This is a genomic window from Pseudovibrio sp. Ad26, assembly GCF_001623285.1.
GTDB lineage: Bacteria > Pseudomonadota > Alphaproteobacteria > Rhizobiales > Stappiaceae > Pseudovibrio > Pseudovibrio ascidiaceicola.
Map to the genome: position 1 here is coordinate 205,170 of NZ_LMCE01000047.1, position 19,614 is coordinate 224,783.

General features: G+C 51.5%; 20 protein-coding genes. 11 read left to right on the forward strand and 9 right to left on the reverse strand.

Features of this window, described 5'->3' with window-relative positions:
* Nucleotides 1-3: 3 nt before the first annotated feature.
* The 3 genes from PsAD26_RS07410 to PsAD26_RS07420 all read right to left on the reverse strand — a co-directional run bounded on the left by PsAD26_RS07410 (nt 4) and on the right by PsAD26_RS07420 (nt 4,370).
* Nucleotides 4-426, reverse strand: coding sequence for a helix-turn-helix domain-containing protein (locus PsAD26_RS07410; protein ID WP_063309882.1), 423 nt, complete (start codon nt 424-426; stop codon nt 4-6).
* Between the two features lie 146 nt (nt 427-572).
* A complete protein-coding gene (locus PsAD26_RS07415; protein WP_063309883.1) occupies nt 573-2,351 on the reverse strand; it encodes a monovalent cation:proton antiporter-2 (CPA2) family protein in 1,779 nt (592 codons plus the stop codon).
* 114 nt (nt 2,352-2,465) lie between these two features.
* On the reverse strand, nt 2,466-4,370 hold the full coding sequence (locus PsAD26_RS07420; protein WP_063310080.1) for a monovalent cation:proton antiporter-2 (CPA2) family protein: 1,905 nt from the start codon (nt 4,368-4,370) through the stop codon (nt 2,466-2,468).
* Between the two features lie 217 nt (nt 4,371-4,587).
* On the opposite strand from PsAD26_RS07420, the gene PsAD26_RS07425 reads away from it, so the two are divergent.
* A complete protein-coding gene (locus PsAD26_RS07425) occupies nt 4,588-5,337 on the forward strand; it encodes a transglutaminase family protein (RefSeq protein ID WP_063309884.1) in 750 nt (249 codons plus the stop codon).
* A 67-nt stretch (nt 5,338-5,404) separates the two neighbouring features.
* Here PsAD26_RS07425 and tldD read toward each other — a convergent pair whose 3' ends face one another.
* The 3 genes from tldD to PsAD26_RS07440 form a co-directional block, all read right to left on the reverse strand.
* The gene (tldD, locus tag PsAD26_RS07430; protein ID WP_063298805.1) at nt 5,405-6,829 is read right to left on the reverse strand and encodes a metalloprotease TldD; all 1,425 of its coding nucleotides are present in this window, start codon (nt 6,827-6,829) and stop codon (nt 5,405-5,407) included.
* Nucleotides 6,830-6,944: 115 nt separating this feature from the next.
* Nucleotides 6,945-7,550 (reverse strand): LysE family translocator, encoded by a 606-nt coding sequence (locus PsAD26_RS07435; protein ID WP_208985558.1) that lies wholly within the window; start codon nt 7,548-7,550, stop codon nt 6,945-6,947.
* A gap of 139 nt (nt 7,551-7,689) precedes the next feature.
* Entirely contained in the window at nt 7,690-8,307 is a 618-nt protein-coding gene (locus tag PsAD26_RS07440; protein WP_208985559.1) for a LysE family translocator, read from the reverse strand.
* Nucleotides 8,308-8,493: 186 nt separating this feature from the next.
* On the opposite strand from PsAD26_RS07440, the gene PsAD26_RS07445 reads away from it, so the two are divergent.
* Nucleotides 8,494-9,069 (forward strand): DinB family protein, encoded by a 576-nt coding sequence (locus PsAD26_RS07445; RefSeq protein WP_063309886.1) that lies wholly within the window; start codon nt 8,494-8,496, stop codon nt 9,067-9,069.
* Between the two features lie 104 nt (nt 9,070-9,173).
* Here PsAD26_RS07445 and PsAD26_RS07450 read toward each other — a convergent pair whose 3' ends face one another.
* On the reverse strand, nt 9,174-9,701 hold the full coding sequence (locus PsAD26_RS07450; protein ID WP_082826817.1) for an invasion associated locus B family protein: 528 nt from the start codon (nt 9,699-9,701) through the stop codon (nt 9,174-9,176).
* Between the two features lie 548 nt (nt 9,702-10,249).
* Between PsAD26_RS07450 and coxB the strand changes: the two genes are divergently transcribed.
* From coxB to PsAD26_RS07485, 8 genes are all read left to right on the forward strand, one after another.
* The gene (gene coxB / locus PsAD26_RS07455) at nt 10,250-11,173 is read left to right on the forward strand and encodes a cytochrome c oxidase subunit II (protein WP_063287202.1); all 924 of its coding nucleotides are present in this window, start codon (nt 10,250-10,252) and stop codon (nt 11,171-11,173) included.
* 82 nt (nt 11,174-11,255) lie between these two features.
* On the forward strand, nt 11,256-12,848 hold the full coding sequence (ctaD, locus tag PsAD26_RS07460; protein WP_063309887.1) for a cytochrome c oxidase subunit I: 1,593 nt from the start codon (nt 11,256-11,258) through the stop codon (nt 12,846-12,848).
* A gap of 141 nt (nt 12,849-12,989) precedes the next feature.
* Nucleotides 12,990-13,922, forward strand: a complete 933-nt coding sequence (locus tag PsAD26_RS07465) for a heme o synthase (protein ID WP_063287204.1) — start codon at nt 12,990-12,992, stop codon at nt 13,920-13,922.
* A 23-nt stretch (nt 13,923-13,945) separates the two neighbouring features.
* Nucleotides 13,946-14,101 carry a hypothetical protein gene (locus tag PsAD26_RS29650; RefSeq protein ID WP_193757736.1) on the forward strand — a complete coding sequence of 52 codons (156 nt, stop codon included), beginning with the start codon at nt 13,946-13,948 and terminating at the stop codon, nt 14,099-14,101.
* 9 nt (nt 14,102-14,110) lie between these two features.
* Nucleotides 14,111-14,734 (forward strand): cytochrome c oxidase assembly protein, encoded by a 624-nt coding sequence (locus PsAD26_RS07470; RefSeq protein WP_063287205.1) that lies wholly within the window; start codon nt 14,111-14,113, stop codon nt 14,732-14,734.
* Nucleotides 14,735-14,792: 58 nt separating this feature from the next.
* Nucleotides 14,793-15,671, forward strand: a complete 879-nt coding sequence (locus PsAD26_RS07475) for a cytochrome c oxidase subunit 3 (protein WP_063309888.1) — start codon at nt 14,793-14,795, stop codon at nt 15,669-15,671.
* A gap of 143 nt (nt 15,672-15,814) precedes the next feature.
* A complete protein-coding gene (locus tag PsAD26_RS07480) occupies nt 15,815-16,210 on the forward strand; it encodes a DUF983 domain-containing protein (protein ID WP_208985560.1) in 396 nt (131 codons plus the stop codon).
* A gap of 127 nt (nt 16,211-16,337) precedes the next feature.
* Nucleotides 16,338-17,285, forward strand: coding sequence for an SURF1 family protein (locus PsAD26_RS07485; protein WP_208985561.1), 948 nt, complete (start codon nt 16,338-16,340; stop codon nt 17,283-17,285).
* A 52-nt stretch (nt 17,286-17,337) separates the two neighbouring features.
* Here PsAD26_RS07485 and PsAD26_RS07490 read toward each other — a convergent pair whose 3' ends face one another.
* A complete protein-coding gene (locus tag PsAD26_RS07490; protein ID WP_057462915.1) occupies nt 17,338-17,823 on the reverse strand; it encodes a peroxiredoxin in 486 nt (161 codons plus the stop codon).
* A gap of 140 nt (nt 17,824-17,963) precedes the next feature.
* Nucleotides 17,964-18,821: a protein-disulfide reductase DsbD domain-containing protein gene (locus tag PsAD26_RS07495; RefSeq protein ID WP_063302434.1), complete on the reverse strand. Its 858-nt coding sequence runs from the start codon at nt 18,819-18,821 to the stop codon at nt 17,964-17,966.
* 192 nt (nt 18,822-19,013) lie between these two features.
* Between PsAD26_RS07495 and PsAD26_RS07500 the strand changes: the two genes are divergently transcribed.
* Complete coding sequence (locus PsAD26_RS07500; RefSeq protein ID WP_057462914.1) at nt 19,014-19,607, forward strand: YqgE/AlgH family protein; 594 nt, start codon at nt 19,014-19,016, stop codon at nt 19,605-19,607.
* Nucleotides 19,608-19,614 lie beyond the last annotated feature (7 nt).

Below are 19,614 nucleotides of genomic sequence, written 5' to 3' on the forward strand. Positions count from 1 at the left end.
AACTCACTTTTGGCGATGCTGATAGCAATCGCAAGAGAGGGCCTCAATGACCCTGCAATCATGTATCTTTCCGCTGGAACAGTGTTTCAGCATCTTTTTCAGCTCGGTTTGTAGGCTTTGGAGACGAATAATTTTGTCTTCCACCTCAGTCAGGTGAGCCCGTGCAATCTCGTCTGCGCCTTCGCAATCGTCTTCAGGATGTTCTTTGAGCAGCATAAGGCTCTCGATCATTTCCAGAGAGAAACCGAGATCGCGACCATGGCGAATGAAAGACAGTCGGTTCAGATGATCTTCGCTGTAACGGCGCTGGCCACCTTCAGTGCGTGGGGGCTCCGGAAGCAGCTTTTTTTGTTCGTAAAAACGAATAGTCTGGACTTTAACACCAGCCTTCTTCGCAAGATCTCCGATTGAGTATTCACCAGCCATATCGAACCATAGGGATTAATGTGGTCTCTGCGAGAAAGCAGTGCCGCAGATCACGAAATGTTGAGAAGAGGATGCCAGGCACCCTCGCAATAAATGTGCTTCAAATCAGTCAGCGTCAAGAGCAGGGCTCTGATAACTTGATTTAATCAGTCAGGTTTTTCTGATTTACCATCGTCGCGCGGAGTGCGTTGGTGCAACTTGTCAGAGCCAGCAAGATCACCACCAGCAAGCTGAAGTGTCAGACGTTCATCATCCCGTTTGCGAACATCATCTTCAACTTCGTCAATACGATCTGCTGGCAAACCAAGGAACTCAAGCGCTTTGCGTCCAAAGGTCAAACTGGACTCAAAAGTCTCGCGGATCTGATAGTCAACGCCCAAACGAGTGAGGTCAAGCGCATGAGCGCGATCTGTGGCACGGCAATAAAGCGCAGCATTTGGGAACGCAGACCTGATTTGCAGGATTGCCTGTTTCATGACGCGATCATCCTCAATGCAGAGTGCGATCAGAGTCGCGCTATCACCACCAGCAGCCTTGAGCACGTCGGGTCGCGTCGCATCCCCGTAATAAACCTTGTAGCCATATTGGCGGGCATAGTTGATCCGGTCCGGCTTGTTGTCGAGAGCCGTGACGGAAATACCCTCAGAGGTCAGCATCTGTGCGACCATCATGCCAAACCGCCCAAATCCAACGATCAACACGCTGGGGCAAGCATCCTCAAAGGTCTCGATCTTGTTGGTGGTGTCACCACGCTTCTTCATGCGCTCAGCAACAAAGTCCAGACCGACAGCTCCAAGTGGTGTGAGCAGCATGGTCAAAATAACAATAGCGCTGAGGATATTCGCAGTCTCCTCTGGCAGGATTGCCGCTGCAGTGGCCGTTGAAAACAGCACAAAGGCAAACTCCCCGCCTTGTGGAAGAGTGACCGCCACGCGCAGAGCATCAGAGTTAGAAGAGCCAAACAAACGCGATAAGCCCCAGAGCAGAACGCCCTTGGTGAGCATGAGCAAGACAACCGCAGAAACAACACGCTGCCAGTTTGCGACAATCAGATCAAGTTCGAGCGCCATCCCCACAGTCATGAAGAACAGGCCCATGAGCATAGTGCGGAACGGCTCAATATCCGCTTCCAGCGTATGCCGGTAACTGGATTCCGCTAGCATCACACCAGAAAGAAAAGCGCCCAGGGCCATGGAAAGACCGACAAGGCTCATAAGCCCGGCACTGCCAAGCGCAACCAGCAGTGCAGCCGCTATCATCAACTCGCGAGCGCCAGAGGCCGTCAAAAGCTGGAAGAGGGGAGAAAGTAGAAAGCGACCTGCAAAGATCACAAAGCCAACTGCCGCGATGACAGTGATCACCTGCATCGCAATGGAAGCTTCCTCCACATCCGCTTCAGCAGGTGCCAAAATGCTGACCATTGCAAGTAAAGGCACAATAGCCATGTCCTGCAGCAGCAAGATACCGAAGGCGCGTTGGCCATATTTGGTGCTCAGGTGTCCGCGCTCCTGCAGCATTTGCAGGGCGAATGCCGTGGAGGACAAGGCAAGACCAAGTCCGGCAATCAGCGCAACCTGCCAGGACAGACCGAACACCATAGCGCCTAAGGTCAGTATCAAGCCTGAGATAACAACCTGTGCCGTCCCAAGCCCGAAGATGTCTCGCCGCATGGTCCATAATCGGGCAGGCTCCAACTCTAGCCCGATCACAAACAAGAGCAGAACGACCCCAAGTTCAGCGAAACCTAGTATGCGCTCCGGTTCATTGAAGAAGCCAATGCCATATGGGCCAATTGCCATCCCAGCAGCAAGGAAGCCAACGACAGCACCAAGGCCAAGCCGTTTGGTGATGGGCACAGCGATAACTGCAGCGGAAAGAACCACAATGGTTTCGATAAAGAACGGAGGGACGTGAGCTTCTGCCATTGGCATCCTAAAAAGCGGAATTCAAATTACTAAAACAGACTTTTCTGATTTCTGTCGATTCTGAGGGAAATACCTTAATTCTATCTAAGAGAAAATGTAGTTTTCCGTATAAAGCTAGTCTGAAGATGGCTTGTGTGGTGAAGTTTTTTCAGAATTCTCTGATTGTTCCTTCTCTGCCTTCTTTTCGGCCTCCGCAAGGCGGCGTGCAGGTTCGTTCAGGGCAGTTGATTCTGATTTCGGTTTGATCAAAGGTTTCACAGGCACATCGGGCAGCTTGAATTGCTTGTAACCCGCATACAGGCCACCCACCTGCTGCAATGCCAAAAGTTCTGCATCTCTACGCCGCACATCCGCAAGAATTTCATAGGTGCGGTCTTCATCCTCGCCCAATTCCTCCAGTATTTCCCGCCCGAACTGTAAAGCCGACTCCAGGGTCTCACGCAGCTGATAGTCTGCGCCCGCTGTCACAAGTTGAATAGCGTGACGACGGTCGTGGGCGCGGGCAAAGATTTTGGCGAGTGGGAACTGTGTTTTCGTCATGCGTACAATCTGGCTCGTTGTTTCGGCCCGCTCGGTACAAACCGCAATCACACTAGCATTTTCCGCCCCTGCTGCCCGCAAAACATTCAGTCGTCGCCCATCTCCGTAGTAAATCCGGTAGCCAAACCGAGAGGCCTCCCGGATATGCTGTGCGTCTGTATCCAGAACGGTCACGGTTGAGCCCTGCGCAATCAGCATCTGAGAGGCAAGCTGCCCAAAACGCCCAAATCCAATCACCAGCACATTGGTGCGGCCTCCCTCTGTATTGGGTATATCCGGTTTCACGGGCTCAGGCCTCAGCTTCACGCCAAACCATTGCGAGAGCCAAACGCTCAGCAGAGTAAACGCCATGGTGAAAGAGATGATTGCGGAGAGCAGGCTGCTCTGATGCGGGTTCAGCAAATCAACGGCGACGGATGCTGAGAAGATGACAAACCCAAACTCTCCAGCCTGAGCCAGCAAACCACCAATCTGCAAACTGTTTTCTGGTGTGTGACCGGACAGGCGGGTGACAGAAAAAATGCTCAGACACTTCACGACCATCAAACCAAAACTGCAGGCAAGCACCATCACCCAGTTCTGATAGACAAAGTTGAGGTCAATAGACATGCCGACCGTGATGAAGAAGAACCCGAGCAACAAGCCGCGAAAAGGCTCCAGATCAGCCTCAAGCTCATGCCGGAAAGAACTTTCTGCCAGCATCACACCCGCAATAAACGCGCCCAATGCACTCGAAAGACCCACCGCTTTCATCAGTGTTGCTGCGCCAAGCACTGTGAGCAATGCAGAGGCTGTCATCATCTCGCGAGCACCAATACGGGCAAACAGCCGAAACAATGGGGTGAGCAGATAGCGGCCAACAGCAACCAACAGAAGCACGGTCGAAGCCATAATCAACGCCGTCTCCCAACCTGGCCGTTGGCCCGTATCGATAGGAACAGGCGCCACAATCGCCATCAGCGCGAGAATGGGAACAATCATCATGTCCTGAAACAGCAAGATTGCGATAGATGTTTGCCCCATCGGCGTCGTGCGATCACCGCGGTCTTGCAAAATACGCAAGGAAAGAGCCGTTGATGAAAGCGCGAGCGAAAGGCCAATAATGAGAGATTTTTGCCAGGTCAGTCCCGCAAAATAGATAGCAAGCCCAATCAGAAGCGCGGAAAATCCTACTTGAGCTGACCCTGAGCCAAAAATCTCCTTACGCAAAGACCATAGACGGCCAGGATTCAGCTCAAGCCCGATCAGAAACAGCAGCATGACCACGCCAAGCTCACCAATGGGCCGCAGCTCATCAGGAGCGCTAAAGGGACTGCCAAGATACTGCCCAATACCCCACGGCCCTAAAATAACGCCCGCTATCAAATAGCCGACGATGGTTCCAACCCGGATCAATTTGGCAAACGGCACCACCAGAATCGCCATGCTTAGAAACAGCATGATGTCTGTCACAAAATCCAGTTGGTGGAGTGTGATCATGAAAGGGTGCGGCTCATCATTATTTTTGCAAGAAGCTACAGACCCAGCGTAAATTCGGTTTGAACGGATTGCAGACAAGCTGAGGTAAATCTTCAGGACCCTTAACGAAGTGCCAGTTTGAGCTCTCAGGTTGTAGTGAAACAAGACGCAATTTAGCGCTTGAACCTACAGTGACTAGAGCCTTTACAGTCGATTCATTCTCGATTGGAGGCGCAAAATGTTAGACCGACCCAACACGCAATTAGACATCCTGCTCAAGGAAACCCCACTACTCAACTTTAGAGCGCCAGCAATCCGGAAGCTTGTCGATCAGCGCAAATGGAAGGACCTCCCTCTCTTTGATCGCGCTGGAGCAGTCTACGACTTTGTCCGCAATGAAATTCTGTTTGGCTACAACAAAGCAGACAATATTCCAGCAAGTCAGGTGCTGGCTGATGGAATAGGGCAGTGCAACACCAAAGGCACTCTCCTCATGGCACTGATGCGAGCCGTTGGAATTCCCTGCCGTCTGCACGGCTTCACTATCCATAAAGAGCTACAGCGTGGTGTGGTGCCGGAGTTGGTCCATAAGATCGCCCCGGATAACATTCTCCACTCGTGGGTTGAGATCTATCTGGAGGACCGCTGGATCAATCTGGAAGGCTTCATTCTGGATGATGTGTTTCTCTCCGCCTTGCAGCAGAAGTTCGTACCAAGCAGACAATCTCTATGTGGTTATGGCGTTGGCACCAACTGCCTCAGCGAGCCACAAGTCAATTGGGTAGGGCAGGACACCTACATCCAGAAAACAGGCATCAACAATGACTTTGGTACATATACGAGCCCAGACGATTTCTACGCCGAGCACATGCAGGCGTTTTTGCCAGTGATGAAGGTGCTTTATGAGAACGGTATTCGTCACGTGATGAACTGGAGAACCAACCGCATCCGTGCGGGCAAGGTGCCTATAATCCCTCTGCGGGATTAGAAGCATCACCACAAAGAAAAAGGGGCATCTCTGCCCCTTTCAAACTCAGAGCATCTGTCTGAACCAATCAGGTTGCCGTGCCACCAATCGTCATTTCATTGATGCGCATGGTCGGTTGTCCAACACCAACTGGCACGCCTTGGCCGGCCTTACCGCAGGTTCCGATACCCGGATCCAGCTTCATGTCGTTGCCGATCATGGACACGCGTTTGAGCGCATCTGGACCATTACCAATCAGCATTGCACCTTTCACTGGGGCGCCAATCTTGCCGTTTTGAACACGATAAGCTTCCGTGCAGGAGAACACGAACTTGCCAGAAGTGATATCCACCTGACCACCACCGAAGGAAACAGCATAAATGCCGTCTTCAAGGCTCTCGATGATCTCCTGCGGGTCATCATTGCCAGCCTCCATGATCGTATTGGTCATGCGCGGCAAAGGTTGATGTGAGAAGGACTCACGGCGGCCATTACCAGTTGGCTCAACACCCATCAGGCGTGCGTTCTGACGGTCCTGCATGTATCCAACAAGAACACCATCCTCGATGAGTGTGGTCCGGCCAGTCGGCGTACCTTCATCATCAACAGAGAGAGAGCCGCGACGTTTGGAGATTGTGCCGTCATCAACAATGGTCACACCTTTTGCGGCAACCTGCTGTCCCATCAAGCCTGCAAACGCAGATGTTTTCTTTCGGTTGAAGTCACCTTCAAGGCCATGCCCCACGGCCTCATGCAGCAAAATGCCCGGCCAGCCATTACCTAGCACCACGTCAAACGTTCCTGCAGGAGCAGGGATCGCTTCCAGATTGACCAGAGCCTGACGCAGAGCTTCTTCAACGGCATGCTGCCAGCTGGTCTCAGCAACAAACTCACCAAACCCTTCGCGGCCACCAGAGCCAAAAGAGCCGGTCTCCTGCTTGTCGCCGTCACCAGCCACAATGGAAACGTTGAGGCGCACAAGAGGACGTACATCACGAATACGGTGACCGTCAGCACGCAGGATGTCGACTGTCTTCCAGCTGCCAGCAAGAGACACAGTTACCTGCTGCACACGCGGATCTTTTGCGCGTGCATAGGCGTCAATTTCCTGCAGCAGCTGCACTTTTTCAGCAAAGCTCGGGCTGCCAATCGGGTTTTCATCTGTGTAGAGCTTCTGATTGGTGCGAGCCGGCGGCGCTGCATAGGTACCGGAATGGCCGCTCTGTACAGAAGCCACTGCATCAGCTGCGCGTTTCAAAGCAGCTTCAGAAATGTCGTCGGAATGGGCATAACCAGAAGCTTCACCCACAACAGCACGCAGGCCAAATCCCTGACCAGTGCTGAAGGTGGAGGACTTCAGGCGTCCGTTGTCGAACACAAGTCCCTCGTTCTGGCTGTACTCCAGATAAAGTTCCCCATCGTCGGCGCCTTTCAGCGCTGCAGCAGTAATCTGGCGCGCTGTTTCCTCGTCCAGTCCAGAAGTCTGGAGAAGATCAATCGGTTTATCGCTCATGGGTAAAACTCCGAAATAATGGATTTGCTCTGTTGTGGCGAACAATCCGTGCACTTTCAAGGCTTACTATTCAATAAAGGAGGAGGGAAGGCCATCGCTCCCAAGTATTTGAGGGTCAATGCAAGAAGGCGAGTACCAATCCGGCACAAACCAGAACAGCTCCAGAAACCCGATCGAGCTTGAATTTTGCAGTGGGTGCTGACAACCAGCTGCGGGAATACCCGCCAAGCACGGCAATTAACCCATCAATGAGCACCGCCATGACAAGATAAGTCACACCCATCACCGCCAGCTGTGGGTCTGGCGGATATACCTTATCAATGAACTGCGGAAAAAAAGCAGCCATGAACAGCAGTGATTTTGGGTTCGAAAGACCAACAAAGAAGCCAACTTTCAAATGCTTCCGGCCTCGGCTTTCTATCTTGTCATGCCGCCCCGCTCGCAGCCAGCTGGAGATGCCCAGAAAGATCAGATAGGCTGCTCCCCCAAGCTGAATAATCTCGAAGGCGTCAGGGTAGGTGTGCACCACCCAGGAAAGGCCAAGCACAACGGCAAGGATCTGAATAGCTTGCGCGATTGTCATGCCAGCCATAACAATCAGGCCTGTTGAAGTACCTTCACGAGTGGACTTGGCCAATATCATCATCACGTTAGGGCCGGGGATCGCCAGCAAAACGAATGTTGCTACAATAAATCCAAGGTAAAGGCTGATATTCATCATCTGGATTTGATACCCAAATCTGTAATGGTGAACGCAAGCAGCTGAGTGCGAGCTATTGTAGAGTATGGTCCCAAACATGCATGAGTTCCCCAATCAAACTCTTGGGATTTCACGAAGAGTTTTATGCATGCTCCGTGTTTCATCGAAAAACCAGCAATCCCATAAGGAAAACTCCGGCAGTGAGCAGGACACCACTGTTGAACCGCTTCAGGACGTCTTCCACTCGCGGGGATCGGAACAACCGTTCAACCAATCCGCCACCAAGTACAAGTGGCAGATCCAGACAGGTCGCAATTAATAGAAATGTTGTGCCGAGAACGACAAACTGGGCATCTATCGGATGCGCGTGGTTGAGGAAATGAGGGAAAAGAGCTGCCAGAAAAATGAGAGTTTTCGGATTGGCAATGCTGATCATGAAACCCGTGAGAAAGTCTGAGCCCTGACTGCTGGGTTCGGCAATCCTGCGGCTTGCGGCTCTCCATCTTCGAAGGCCGAGATAAATCAGATAAGCCGCCCCTAAAACAGTCACGGCCTCAAAGACATAAGGATAGCTGACAATGAGCCAGGAAAGACCAAAAGAGACCAACACCACCTGAATGGCTTCCGCTGCTTTGACGCCGATGAGTGTAAAGAGACCTGCAAAAGTTCCTCCAGATGCGGATCTGGAAAGGATCAACATTTTGCTGGCGTCAGGCACAGACATGATAATCAATGTTGTGACAACAAACGCAATATAGACATGCATTGCTATGGGCACGGATCACCTGCAAAGGTCCGATCTGTTCGCATCAGAAGGCAGATGCTGCCGCAATCAAACAGAATGTGCTGTCATAGAAAACAGCGCACAGAGTTTAAGGTGCAAAAACCCTTTGCTATGCGTGTTTGTTTTTAGGAAAACCAAGGGCTCTCTTTGAAATGACAGAGCCTGATCTTAAACTTTTACATGACGGAAATTGAAGTGCTTCAGTATTTTCAAGTGCAGGCTAAAAACAATGCCTGGGCAAATTATAGACTACTTTCCAGTTGCATGAAGCTCTCTGATGACGAGCTAACTGCACAGCGGACAAACTTTTTCCCTTCAATCCTTATGACACTGAATCATATCGTCACTGTGGATTGGTTCTATGTCAGCGCTCTGGAAGGAACGCCGCTCGGGATTAATGCATTTGATCCTGAGTACCCTTTTGAGCGACTGCCATCTCTTTTCGAGGCTCAAAGAAACTCAGATCAGAAATTAATTACACACATAGGTTCAATGGATCTCGCTGATCTCTCCAAAATACATGTGCTGAGAGATGACAAGCCTTTGAGTGAGCGAGCAGACAGGCTTCTTCTGCATCTCTTCCAACATCAGACACACCATCGCGGGCAAGTGCATGCCATGTTGAGCGGAACTTCAGTCGCACCACCTCAGCTCGATGAGTTCTTTCTCAGCAATGAGATGGAGCAGAAGGCCCGTAAGGATGACTTTGCCGCACTCGGGTTCTGTGAGGCAGACATTTGGCCCGATCGCGGGTGATTAGATAGTTATGCAATACCGTTTCCCGCGACTGAAAAGACAAAAGCCGAGGCGATTTTCATCATCCCGGCTTTTAGATCAAATTCGAAGAGAAGCACTCAAGCTTAAGGCAGGGCCGCGATTGCTTCTTTCAGACCAGTCAGGGAAATCGGAATACCGATACCTTCTTCTGGTGTTTCAAAGATAATGAAGGTTGCAGTCTGACCAGTTGTGAGTTTGTCGATCAGGTCCTTCTCAAGCATCGCTTCAGAAACGCAGCCGCTAGGTGCAGGCAAACAACGAATGAATGGCATCCGACCCACATCTTTACCATCTACGTTCAGACCAAGCTGCATAGGCAGCAAAACGCCAAGTGGAGCGAGAATGCGCAAAACGGTCGCTTGTTGGTCAGCCGTCTTAAGAATAATCGCTGTCAGGCCTACAGTATCACGTGCAGAGTCTGTCACACTTTGAATGAGAGCGCACTGCTCAACGTTGGATCCCGGGGATTTGGCACAACGCTGCTGCCAATCACCAAACTCACCTTTGAGTTCGCCGAGCGCTTGTTGAGCATGACCTGCTCCGGAAAATCCTGCGGCGCCCGCCACTGTCATCGCAACTGTTAAAGTCAGCGTGCGTAAAAACTGCTTCAAAAAACCTTCCTCCAGTTCACCGGCTGTGCAGTGTCTGTCTCCCCAGCCAGCCAGCGTGGGGTGTTTCCATAAAATATTGGAATACCGCTCCTGACGTCAAAGCGCAAACTGGCATTATTGGCTGTCCACTTAACTGACGAGGAAGGAGGGATCCGACTCACATTGTTCACGCCGAGGTAACGGTCCTTTTTGCCGATAAAGTGACGATTTAGTGAGTGAATTTGGATGCATGGATAGAAATGATCGATTATCTATATAGGGAAAAGTAACTAGGTGAAAACAGCGGAGATCATTCAAAATCCAATTGCATCTGCGGATTTCTTATGTTTTTTGTCCAACTCATTGATTCAAGTCAAATGATACTGCGACTTATAGTCGCTATAACCTTAGGGGAATCGCGTAGAAACCCTTATTGGGTTATTATGTCGCAGACATTCACGCAGGTGTGAGGACTGGTCGGACGGGCCAAAGTGGGCACCCCACATGTGTGGACAAGAAGAGGATTGCCGTTTCGGCGGCATTAAGAGGGACAGGGAGCGCAAGACGTGATGAAGCTCTTGAAGCATCACCTGGCGACCATTGCCGCAACTATGGCAATCGGATTGACGGGTTTTATGGCCGGTGCAGCCAATGCAGCACAGCCAACACCGTGGCAGATGGGCATGCAGCCTGCGGCGACGACAGTGATGGAAGACATTCGCTGGTTTAACGATTTTACCCTGATTATCATGGCTGGCGTGACGGTTTTCGTAGCACTACTGCTGCTCGTTGTGATCATCAGGTTCCGCAAGAAGGCGAACCCAACGCCATCTCGCACTTCACACAACACTATGATCGAGGTTGTCTGGACGGTTGTTCCAATCCTCATTCTGGTGATGATCTCAGTTCCGTCTTTCCGTTTGCTCTTCAAGCAGCTTGATATCCCTGAATACGAAATGACCATCAAGGCAACTGGTTACCAGTGGTATTGGGGTTATGAGTACGCGGATGAAGGCATGGAAGATGTCTCATTCGATGCCTTGATGATTCAGGACGATGAGCGTGCAGACATCATGGCTGAAAAAGGCCTGACAAACGCTGAGCTTCCTCGCCTTCTTGCGACGGACTACAACATTGTTGTTCCAGTCGACACCACAGTGCGTGTTCAGGTAACGGCAGCAGACGTGATCCACTCATTCGCTGTTCCTGCATTCGGCATCAAGATCGACGCTGTTCCATACCGCCTCAACGAAACCTGGTTCCGTGCTGATAACACCGGCATGTTCTACGGCCAGTGTTCAGAGCTTTGCGGTAAAGACCATGCGTTTATGCCAATCGCCGTGCAAGTCGTGACCAAAGAGCAGTATCAGGCCTGGGCCGAAGCTGCGAAGTCCGACGTCGACGAAGCAAACACACTTCTCGCAAAACTGATTGCTGATGAGAAGAAGGTTGCTGCCACCGCAGCCACCGACGTGAAGGTTGCGTCCCGTTAATCGGGACCACTGATTGAGCCGAGTATGCGCGCGTCAAGGGCTGCTGCGCATACGAGCAAGAACTTTACGAGGGAGCACAACTATGTCTGCGTCTGAAACGCATGCACATGACCATCCAACTGGATGGGTGCGGTGGGTCTACTCCACCAACCACAAGGATATCGGTATCCTTTACCTGATCTTCGCGATCATGGCTGGCATCATCGGCGGTCTTCTGTCCATCGCAATGCGTATGGAGCTGCAAGAGCCGGGGATGCAGTACTTCTCCGATCCACACCTGTTCAACGTGTTCACCACAGCGCACGCGCTGATCATGATCTTCTTCATGGTTATGCCAGCGCTTATCGGTGGCTTTGCGAACTATTTTGTTCCGATCATGATCGGTGCGCCTGATATGGCGTTCCCACGCATGAACAACATCTCATTCTGGCTCCTGCCACCAGCATTCATCCTGTTGCTCCTGTCACTCTTCGTGCCAGGTCCTCCAGGTGCAAACGGTGTTGGCGGTGGTTGGACCATCTATCCTCCGCTGTCCACTTCTGGTCAGCCTGGTCCTGCAATGGACTTTGCAATTCTGGCGCTACACGTTGCCGGTGCATCTTCCATTCTGGGTGCCATCAACTTCATCACCACCATCTTCAATATGCGCGCGCCTGGCATGACCATGCACAAGATGCCGCTGTTCGTATGGTCCGTGCTGGTAACAGTCTTCCTGCTGTTGATCTCTCTGCCTGTTCTGGCTGGCGCGATCACCATGTTGCTGACAGACCGTAACTTCGACACCACCTTCTTCACAGCTGCCGGTGGCGGTGACCCAATTCTGTTCCAGCACTTGTTCTGGTTCTTCGGTCACCCTGAAGTGTACATTCTGATCTTGCCTGCATTCGGCATCATCTCCCACATCATCTCCACCTTCTCGCACAAGCCTGTGTTCGGTTATATCGGCATGGCCTACGCGATGGTTGCGATTGGTGTTGTTGGGTTTGTCGTTTGGGCGCACCACATGTTCACCGTTGGTCTGTCCGCAGACACGCAGGCGTACTTCCTGTTCGCCACCATGGTGATTGCAGTGCCAACCGGCATCAAGATCTTCTCATGGATTGCGACCATGTGGGGCGGTTCTATCGAGTTCCGCACGCCAATGATCTGGGCGATTGGCTTTGTGTTCCTGTTCACCGTTGGCGGTGTAACCGGCGTTCAGCTGGCAAACGCAGGTCTCGACCGCGCGCTACATGACACCTACTACGTTGTGGCTCACTTCCACTACGTTCTGTCTCTGGGCGCTGTGTTCGCGATCTTTGCAGCCTGGTACTACTGGTTCCCTAAGATCTCCGGTTACATGTACTCCGAGTTCCTCGGCAACCTGCACTTTGCGCTTATGTTCATCGGTGTGAACCTCGTGTTCTTCCCGCAGCACTTCCTTGGTCTTGCTGGTATGCCACGCCGTTATGCCGACTACCCGGACGCATACGCTGGCTGGAATATGGTTTCCTCCTACGGTTCCTACCTCACTGGTTTTGCAGTGCTCATCTTCTTGTGGTGTGTCCTTGACGCATTCATCAAGAAGCGTGTGGCTGGCGATAACCCATGGGGCAAAGGCGCAACTACTCTGGAATGGACCCTGTCTTCACCTCCTCCATTCCACCAGTTCGAGATCCTTCCAAAGATCAAGTAACTGCACCGAAATTGCCGGGGGCGTGTCAGCGCCCTCGGTTCTAGGTAAAGCACAAGCCCGGAAGTGCTCCAATGTTCCGGGGATGAAGTCTAGAACGCTGAAAAACGGCACAGGTTTCAATATCGCGACAGAGGTACAGGCATGACAATGCTGGAACAGACACAAGGACTTCACGAGGACGCAACCGATCTTGGTGGTCGTGGAAGCGTTTCTGATTACATCGCGCTGCTCAAGCCGCGGGTAATGTCTCTTGTTGTGTTCACAGCAGCTGTTGGTCTGGTCATGGCTCCGGGTAATCAGCACCCGGTCCTCAGCTTCATTTCTATTCTTTGCATCGCCATTGGTGGTGGTGCATCTGGTGCGCTGAACATGTGGTGGGATGCAGACATTGATGCTGTCATGTCCCGCACTAAAAAGCGCCCGATCCCGGCAGGCAAAATCACACGTCAGGAAGCCTTTGCTTTTGGCATGGTTCTGTCCTTCGGTTCTGTCCTGACCCTCGGTCTGGTGGCAAACTGGATGGCCGCTGGTCTGCTGGCGTTTACGATCTTCTTTTACGTGGTCATCTACACAATGTGGCTCAAGCGCAGCACGCCGCAAAACATCGTTATCGGTGGTGCTGCTGGCGCGCTTCCGCCAATGGTCGGCTGGGCAGCTGTTACAGGTGACGTAACACTGGTCAGCATCGCACTGTTCATGATCACCTTCACCTGGACACCTCCACACTTCTGGGCCTTGGCGCTGGTTAAAAACGGCGACTATCAGGCTGCTGGCGTCCCAATGTTGCCGGTCGTCGCAGGCGAAACCGCGACCCGTCACCAAATCGTTTTGTATTCTTTGCTGTTGCTACCAGTTGGCATGGCACCGTACTTCCTAGGCTTTGCCTCGGTGTTTTATGGTGTTGGTTCTGCCATCCTTGGCTTGGTGTTCCTCGGTTATGCAATCCGTGTCTGGAGAGTGCGCGAGGGTGATGCAGCCAAGAAAACAGCAATGTCTCTCTTCAAGTTCTCTTTGTTCTATCTCATGCTGATTTTTGCTGGGTTGCTCGCTGAGAACATGATTGGTCTGGTCTAACGCATAACTGGAAAGAGAAGAAAATGAGCAAGCAAAAAGCAGTTCTTTCTGAAGAGCAAGTCAAGACCCGCCGCGGACGTTCAGTGGCTCTTGCAGTCACACTCGGCGTTCTTGTTGCTATGTTTTATGTGATCACCATCGTGAAGCTCGGTCCGGGCATCATGGATCGTCCACTGTAAGAGACGCAAATGACTGATCAAAAACCAAAAACAGCAGAACAGGCCAAAGTAAACCGCAGCAACGCTACCGTCGCTGTGATTTGCGGGGGCGTGTTCTTTGGAATGGTTGGTTTGTCCTTTGCAGCTGTCCCGCTTTATCAGCTCTTCTGTCAGGTGACGGGCTATGGCGGCACCACACAGCGAGCAGAAGAGGCATCCGATACGATCCTTGATCGTGAGATCATCGTGAGCTTTGACGCCAATGTCGCTCCGGGTCTGGATTGGGATTTCAAACCAAAACAAAAGAAAGTCCGCGTGAAGCTGGGTCAGATGACCGAGATTATGTACGAGGCCCAAAGCCTCGCGCAGCAGGTTTCTACCGGGACTTCCACGTTTAACGTGGCGCCTTTCGAAGTCGGGGGCTACTTCAACAAAATTGATTGCTTCTGCTTTACCGAGCAACCGCTTGAAGCAGGAGAATCGATCGATATGCCGGTCGTGTTTTTCATCGATCCGGAACTGGACAAGGACGAGAGCCTGAAGAATATCAAGGAAATCACCTTGTCCTACACATTCTTTGAATTGCCGAAAGACGGCGAGGAAGAAACAGCTGCAGTGGCTTCTCCAAGCGACGCGGCCACTGACAAGCTTTAGGTTGCGAGACGGATCTGCCTTTTGCAGAAGCGACCTTTTTTGAAATGGGGAGAAAGATATGGCTGGTGTTAAAAACCACGATTATCACATTATCGAGCCAAGCCCTTGGCCATTTGTTGGGTCAGTTGGGGCGCTGGTTATGGCAATCGGCGCGATTGTATTCATGCGCATGAGTGAGGGTGGCGTAAGCTTCTCATTTCTGAGCAACTCTGATGGCGAAACAACCGTTGGCTTTACGCTGAACGGTTGGGGCCTGTTTGCAATTGGTCTTGGTATCGTTCTTTACACCATGTTTATGTGGTGGCGTGACACGGTTAAGGAATCTCGCGAAGGGCACCATACACGCGTTGTATCCTTGCACTTGCGCTACGGCATGCTGCTGTTCATCCTGTCCGAAGTTATGTTCTTCGTTGCATGGTTCTGGGCCTTCTTTGATGCATCCCTGTTTGCGGGTGAAGCTGCGCAGTTTGGTCGTGTAGAGCACACTGGCGGTGTTTGGCCTCCACAAGGTATCGAAACCTTCGATCCGTGGCACCTGCCGCTGTTGAACACATTGATCCTGCTTCTGTCTGGTACAACCGTAACCTGGGCGCACCACGCACTGGTTCATGGAGACCGTGATGGCCTGAAATGGGGTCTGATCGCGACAGTTGTTCTGGGTGTGATCTTCACCATCTGTCAGGCCTACGAATACTCTCATGCAGCCTTCGGCTTCTCAGAGAACATCTATGGCGCAACCTTCTTCATGGCGACAGGGTTCCATGGCTTCCACGTGATCGTGGGCACCATCTTCCTCGCTGTGTGTTTGTTCCGTGCACTGGCAGGCCACTTCTCCACCACCAAGCACTTCGGCTTTGAAGCGGCAGCCTGGTACTGGCACTTTGTGGATGTGGTTTGGCTGTTCCTGTTTGCATCCGTTTACATCTGGGGCGGCTAAGCTTGCGGCATTAGCCAAGAGTGGGTCTGGAATTCAGACGAAAAACGAAAAAAGATAAGGGCGGCGCAAGCCGCCTTTTCTATATGTATATGACCTAGGTGCCTTACGAGCGTTCAAAGTCACCTGTGTATCCGAGGCTTCACATGAGTGAGAGGAAGAAGACAAAGGCTTATCTTGGCCTTCCTGCCAATCCATTTTCAGCTGGTCTTCGCGGAAAATGTCCACAGTGCGGGGAAGGGCCATTGTTTCAGGGCCTGCTAAACCTGCGTGTGTCCTGTTCCAGATGCGGTCTTTCCTATGACTTTGCAGATTCTGGAGACGGACCTGCAGTCTTTGTCATTCTCATTCTGGGATTTATTCTTGTTGGTGGTGTTTTGTTCGTTGAGTTTGCGTACGAACCTCCACTCTGGCTGCATTTGATTATCTGGGCACCCGTGACTGTGGTGTTGAGTGTGACACTTCTGCGCATACTCAAAGGCCTGTTGATTGCATTGCAGTACAAGAACAATGCAGCGGAAGGAAAGCTTGATGATCGCTGAAAGGGAGATTGGCGATGCTTCATCTGATTCAAAGCCTGCGCGAAAAAACGATGTCGCCTGGCATGAGGAACCTGAACCGGTTCCTGAACACACTCATCGCAACACGAGAAAAAATAAAGATAACACCGTGACTGATGATCAAATGGAACATGACGATACTGATGCTGAGAAAGCAGTAGCAAAGCCTGGGCTAATTGCATTTCTCAAGCGCTACTGGATTTTGCACCTGTGCGCTGCAGTTGGGCTAGCTATTCTGGCCAATCTGAGTTTGTGGCAGTTCAATCGTTTGGATGAAAAGGTAGCTTTGATTGCGCGCGCTGAGGTGCGGGCGACTGAACCAGCTGTTGCTGCGCCCGGCCCGGCAACCTGGGAAGACATGTCGAGCGACGAAATCGACTATATGCCTGTTGAACTGTCTGGCCAGTTTATTATCGGAGAGCTGTACTACTTTGATACCCTGACCAAGCCGAAGGGCCCACTGGGCGGGCAGGGGTATTTTGTCTACGCACCCTTCATCACGAATGACGGCTGGAACGTTTTGGTCAACCGTGGCTTTGTTTCAATTGATCGCAAAGAGTTTAGCACGCGTTTGGGTTCAGCTCCGCCGCGTGGCCAAATAACCATAACCGGCCTTGCCCGTAGAGCCGAAGTGGCGAGCATGTTCTCCGCAGAACCAAACCAGAGAACCAATGTGTGGTATGTGCGCGAACCGAAGGCTATGGCTGAAGCTATGGGATTGCTGCCGGACCAGACCGCGCCCTACACGATTGACCTTCAGGAGACAGTAAGCGTTGCTGGTGATCTGCCTCAGGCAGGTGAGACCCGTATGACGTTCTCTAACAATCACCTGCAATATGCCTTCACATGGGCAGGTCTGGCACTCACTCTGGTCGGCGTCTACTTTGCCTTCCTGATCAAAGCATGGCTGGATCGGGGCAAGGTCTCTTCTGAGAATGAAGATGACGATGATGAAGACGACGATGATTTTGATGCGGAAGAGGAAAAACGGAAGGCTGATCGCTTCCGCATGATATCTGACGCGGCACGGCGCAAGCGAAATAAATTTCAGCGATAGACCGCAAAAAAGGGGGGCATGGCACCCCTTAAACGTTCTTGGGCAACTTGCCTTATAGCTGAGAAAGAATGTTCTCAGCAGAGGAGATCGTTGCTTCTCCCGGAGCTTCTTCAATATTCAGAGAAGCCAGCACACCATCTTTCACGATCATGGAATAGCGCTTGGAGCGGATGCCCATTCCAAAGGCGCTTGCGTCAAGCTCAAGGCCAACTGCCTTGGTGAAATCAGCGCTGCCATCAGCGAGGAAGAGGATCTTGTCATCAGCGCGCGTGTCACGTGCCCAGGCCCCCATGACAAACGCGTCGTTCACGGAAACAACAGCAATTGTTTCAACGCCTTTTGCTTTGATAGCTTCTGCATTGTCGATGAAACCCGGCAGGTGGTTCAGGTGGCAGGTTGGCGTGAAAGCGCCAGGAACTGCGAACAGAACTACGGTTTTGCCGGCAAATAGCTCTTCACTGGTCGCATCCACTGGCCCGTCTGCACTCATGGTTTTGAATGTAACGCTTGGCAGCTTTTCGCCTACTTGAATGACCATGGAAAGTTCCCCCAATTTGCTTTTGCTGATCACAACATAACAGACATCTCAATCAGAGGTCTGCATCTAAAAAGAAACGGGCTTCAGTTGTAGCCGCGAGCTATCTATTTCGCAAATACAACTAAAGCCCGTAAACAAGCTTATTTCGAAGCGCTGGCCTGAGGAACTGAAACACTTTGCGTTTCCTCAAAAGCACCATCCTTGGTCACCAGTGTAAGGCGGAGCTCAATGTCGCTCACATCTTCTGGCAGTCCAATATAGGACATAGTCCAGTGTGCCCTACCTTTTTTCACAGAGGCCAGCTTGGGCACTCCATGATAAGAACCTGCAGGGCCTTCAATGAAGAGCTCCGGCGATTTGTCCTTGGAGGAGACTTTCGCGCTGATGTTTACAGTGCGGTCCTTGCCTTCTCCGGTGATTTTTATCTCTGGAAACAAGCTCGGCATGTCGCCCTGCGTAATTGGAACCTGCGCAAAGGCATCATTGACCAGTTTGTCGGCAACATCATCTTTCATCGTGGCCGCAGGAAAGACGAGAGAGACCTCGGCCTGTCCTGGGATACAAATGTCTTTGCAGATGCCAAAGGTCAGATTTGCATTCAAAATGGCCGGGCGTCCGTCATCCATGCGCTTAATTAGCAAAGGCAGCACCACCTTGTCTGAATAGATCAGAGATGTGGAAAATCCGTCAGAGTAAGCCTTCGGCGCAGGGAACATCAGCTCCGCGCTAGCTATATTGACTGAATTAACAAAGCTGGCTTCTGTCGGAATACCGGCTTCACCTGGATATCTCCAGTATGTGTGCCAGCCTTCTTCAAGGCGAAATTCAATCCCGCCGCGATAGAGGCCATCGGTGTTAGGCTCGCTCGCACGTAAAAGGCGAACTGCACCGCCTTGAACAATAACCCATTCAGACACACTTGATGACAAGGCGCTTGAAACAGAGGCGGAGAGCACCGCAGCAGCGATGAGGGTCGATTTGAAGAATCTAGAAATCATAGAGTCTATTTAAACGGTCCCTTTTCAAATTCCCATTAAGATTGCCTCTCAGACAATCAATGATCCGTGAACAATCTCACCTTTTTTCCACTGATCATTGATCACCGGAAAAATCCGTGAGTACCTATAATATAATTGCCTCTACACTGAACTGAGGCAATCCGTTTGAAGCATGAGGAGAGCGCCCCCAACATGTCTGGTGAAAAACCGGGTTACATTGACGGACAATATCTCATTGCCATGCCCACTATGGAGGATGGCCGTTTTGCCCATTCCGTCATCTACGTGTGTGCTCACTCCGAAGAGGGAGCGATGGGGATTGTGCTCAATCAGCCGGCCCCTAACATCACATTTGGGCAACTTTTGGGTCAACTGAATATCGTCGAAGACGAAAATGAAGATCCATTGGCAATCGATATTTCTGAACGCAAAGTCTATCGCGGTGGGCCAGTTGATGCTGGTCGCGGTTTTGTCCTTCATTCAGACGACTATTTTCTGGAGGAGACGAGCCTCAAGATTGAGGACGGCGTTGTTCTAACTGCTACGGTCGAAGTTTTGCGCGCCATCGCAGCAGGCAAAGGCCCTAAGAAATCTTTGTTGGCATTGGGTTATGCTGGCTGGGCGCCAGGACAGCTTGAAACGGAATTACAGGCAAATGGTTGGCTGACGTGTCAAACAGATCCCTCATTGATCTTTGAGGGAGAGGGCGATCAGAAGTGGCACAACGCGCTTGATATTCTTGGTATTGATCCTGGGATGTTGTCCAGCGACATTGGTCACGCATGATCTTACG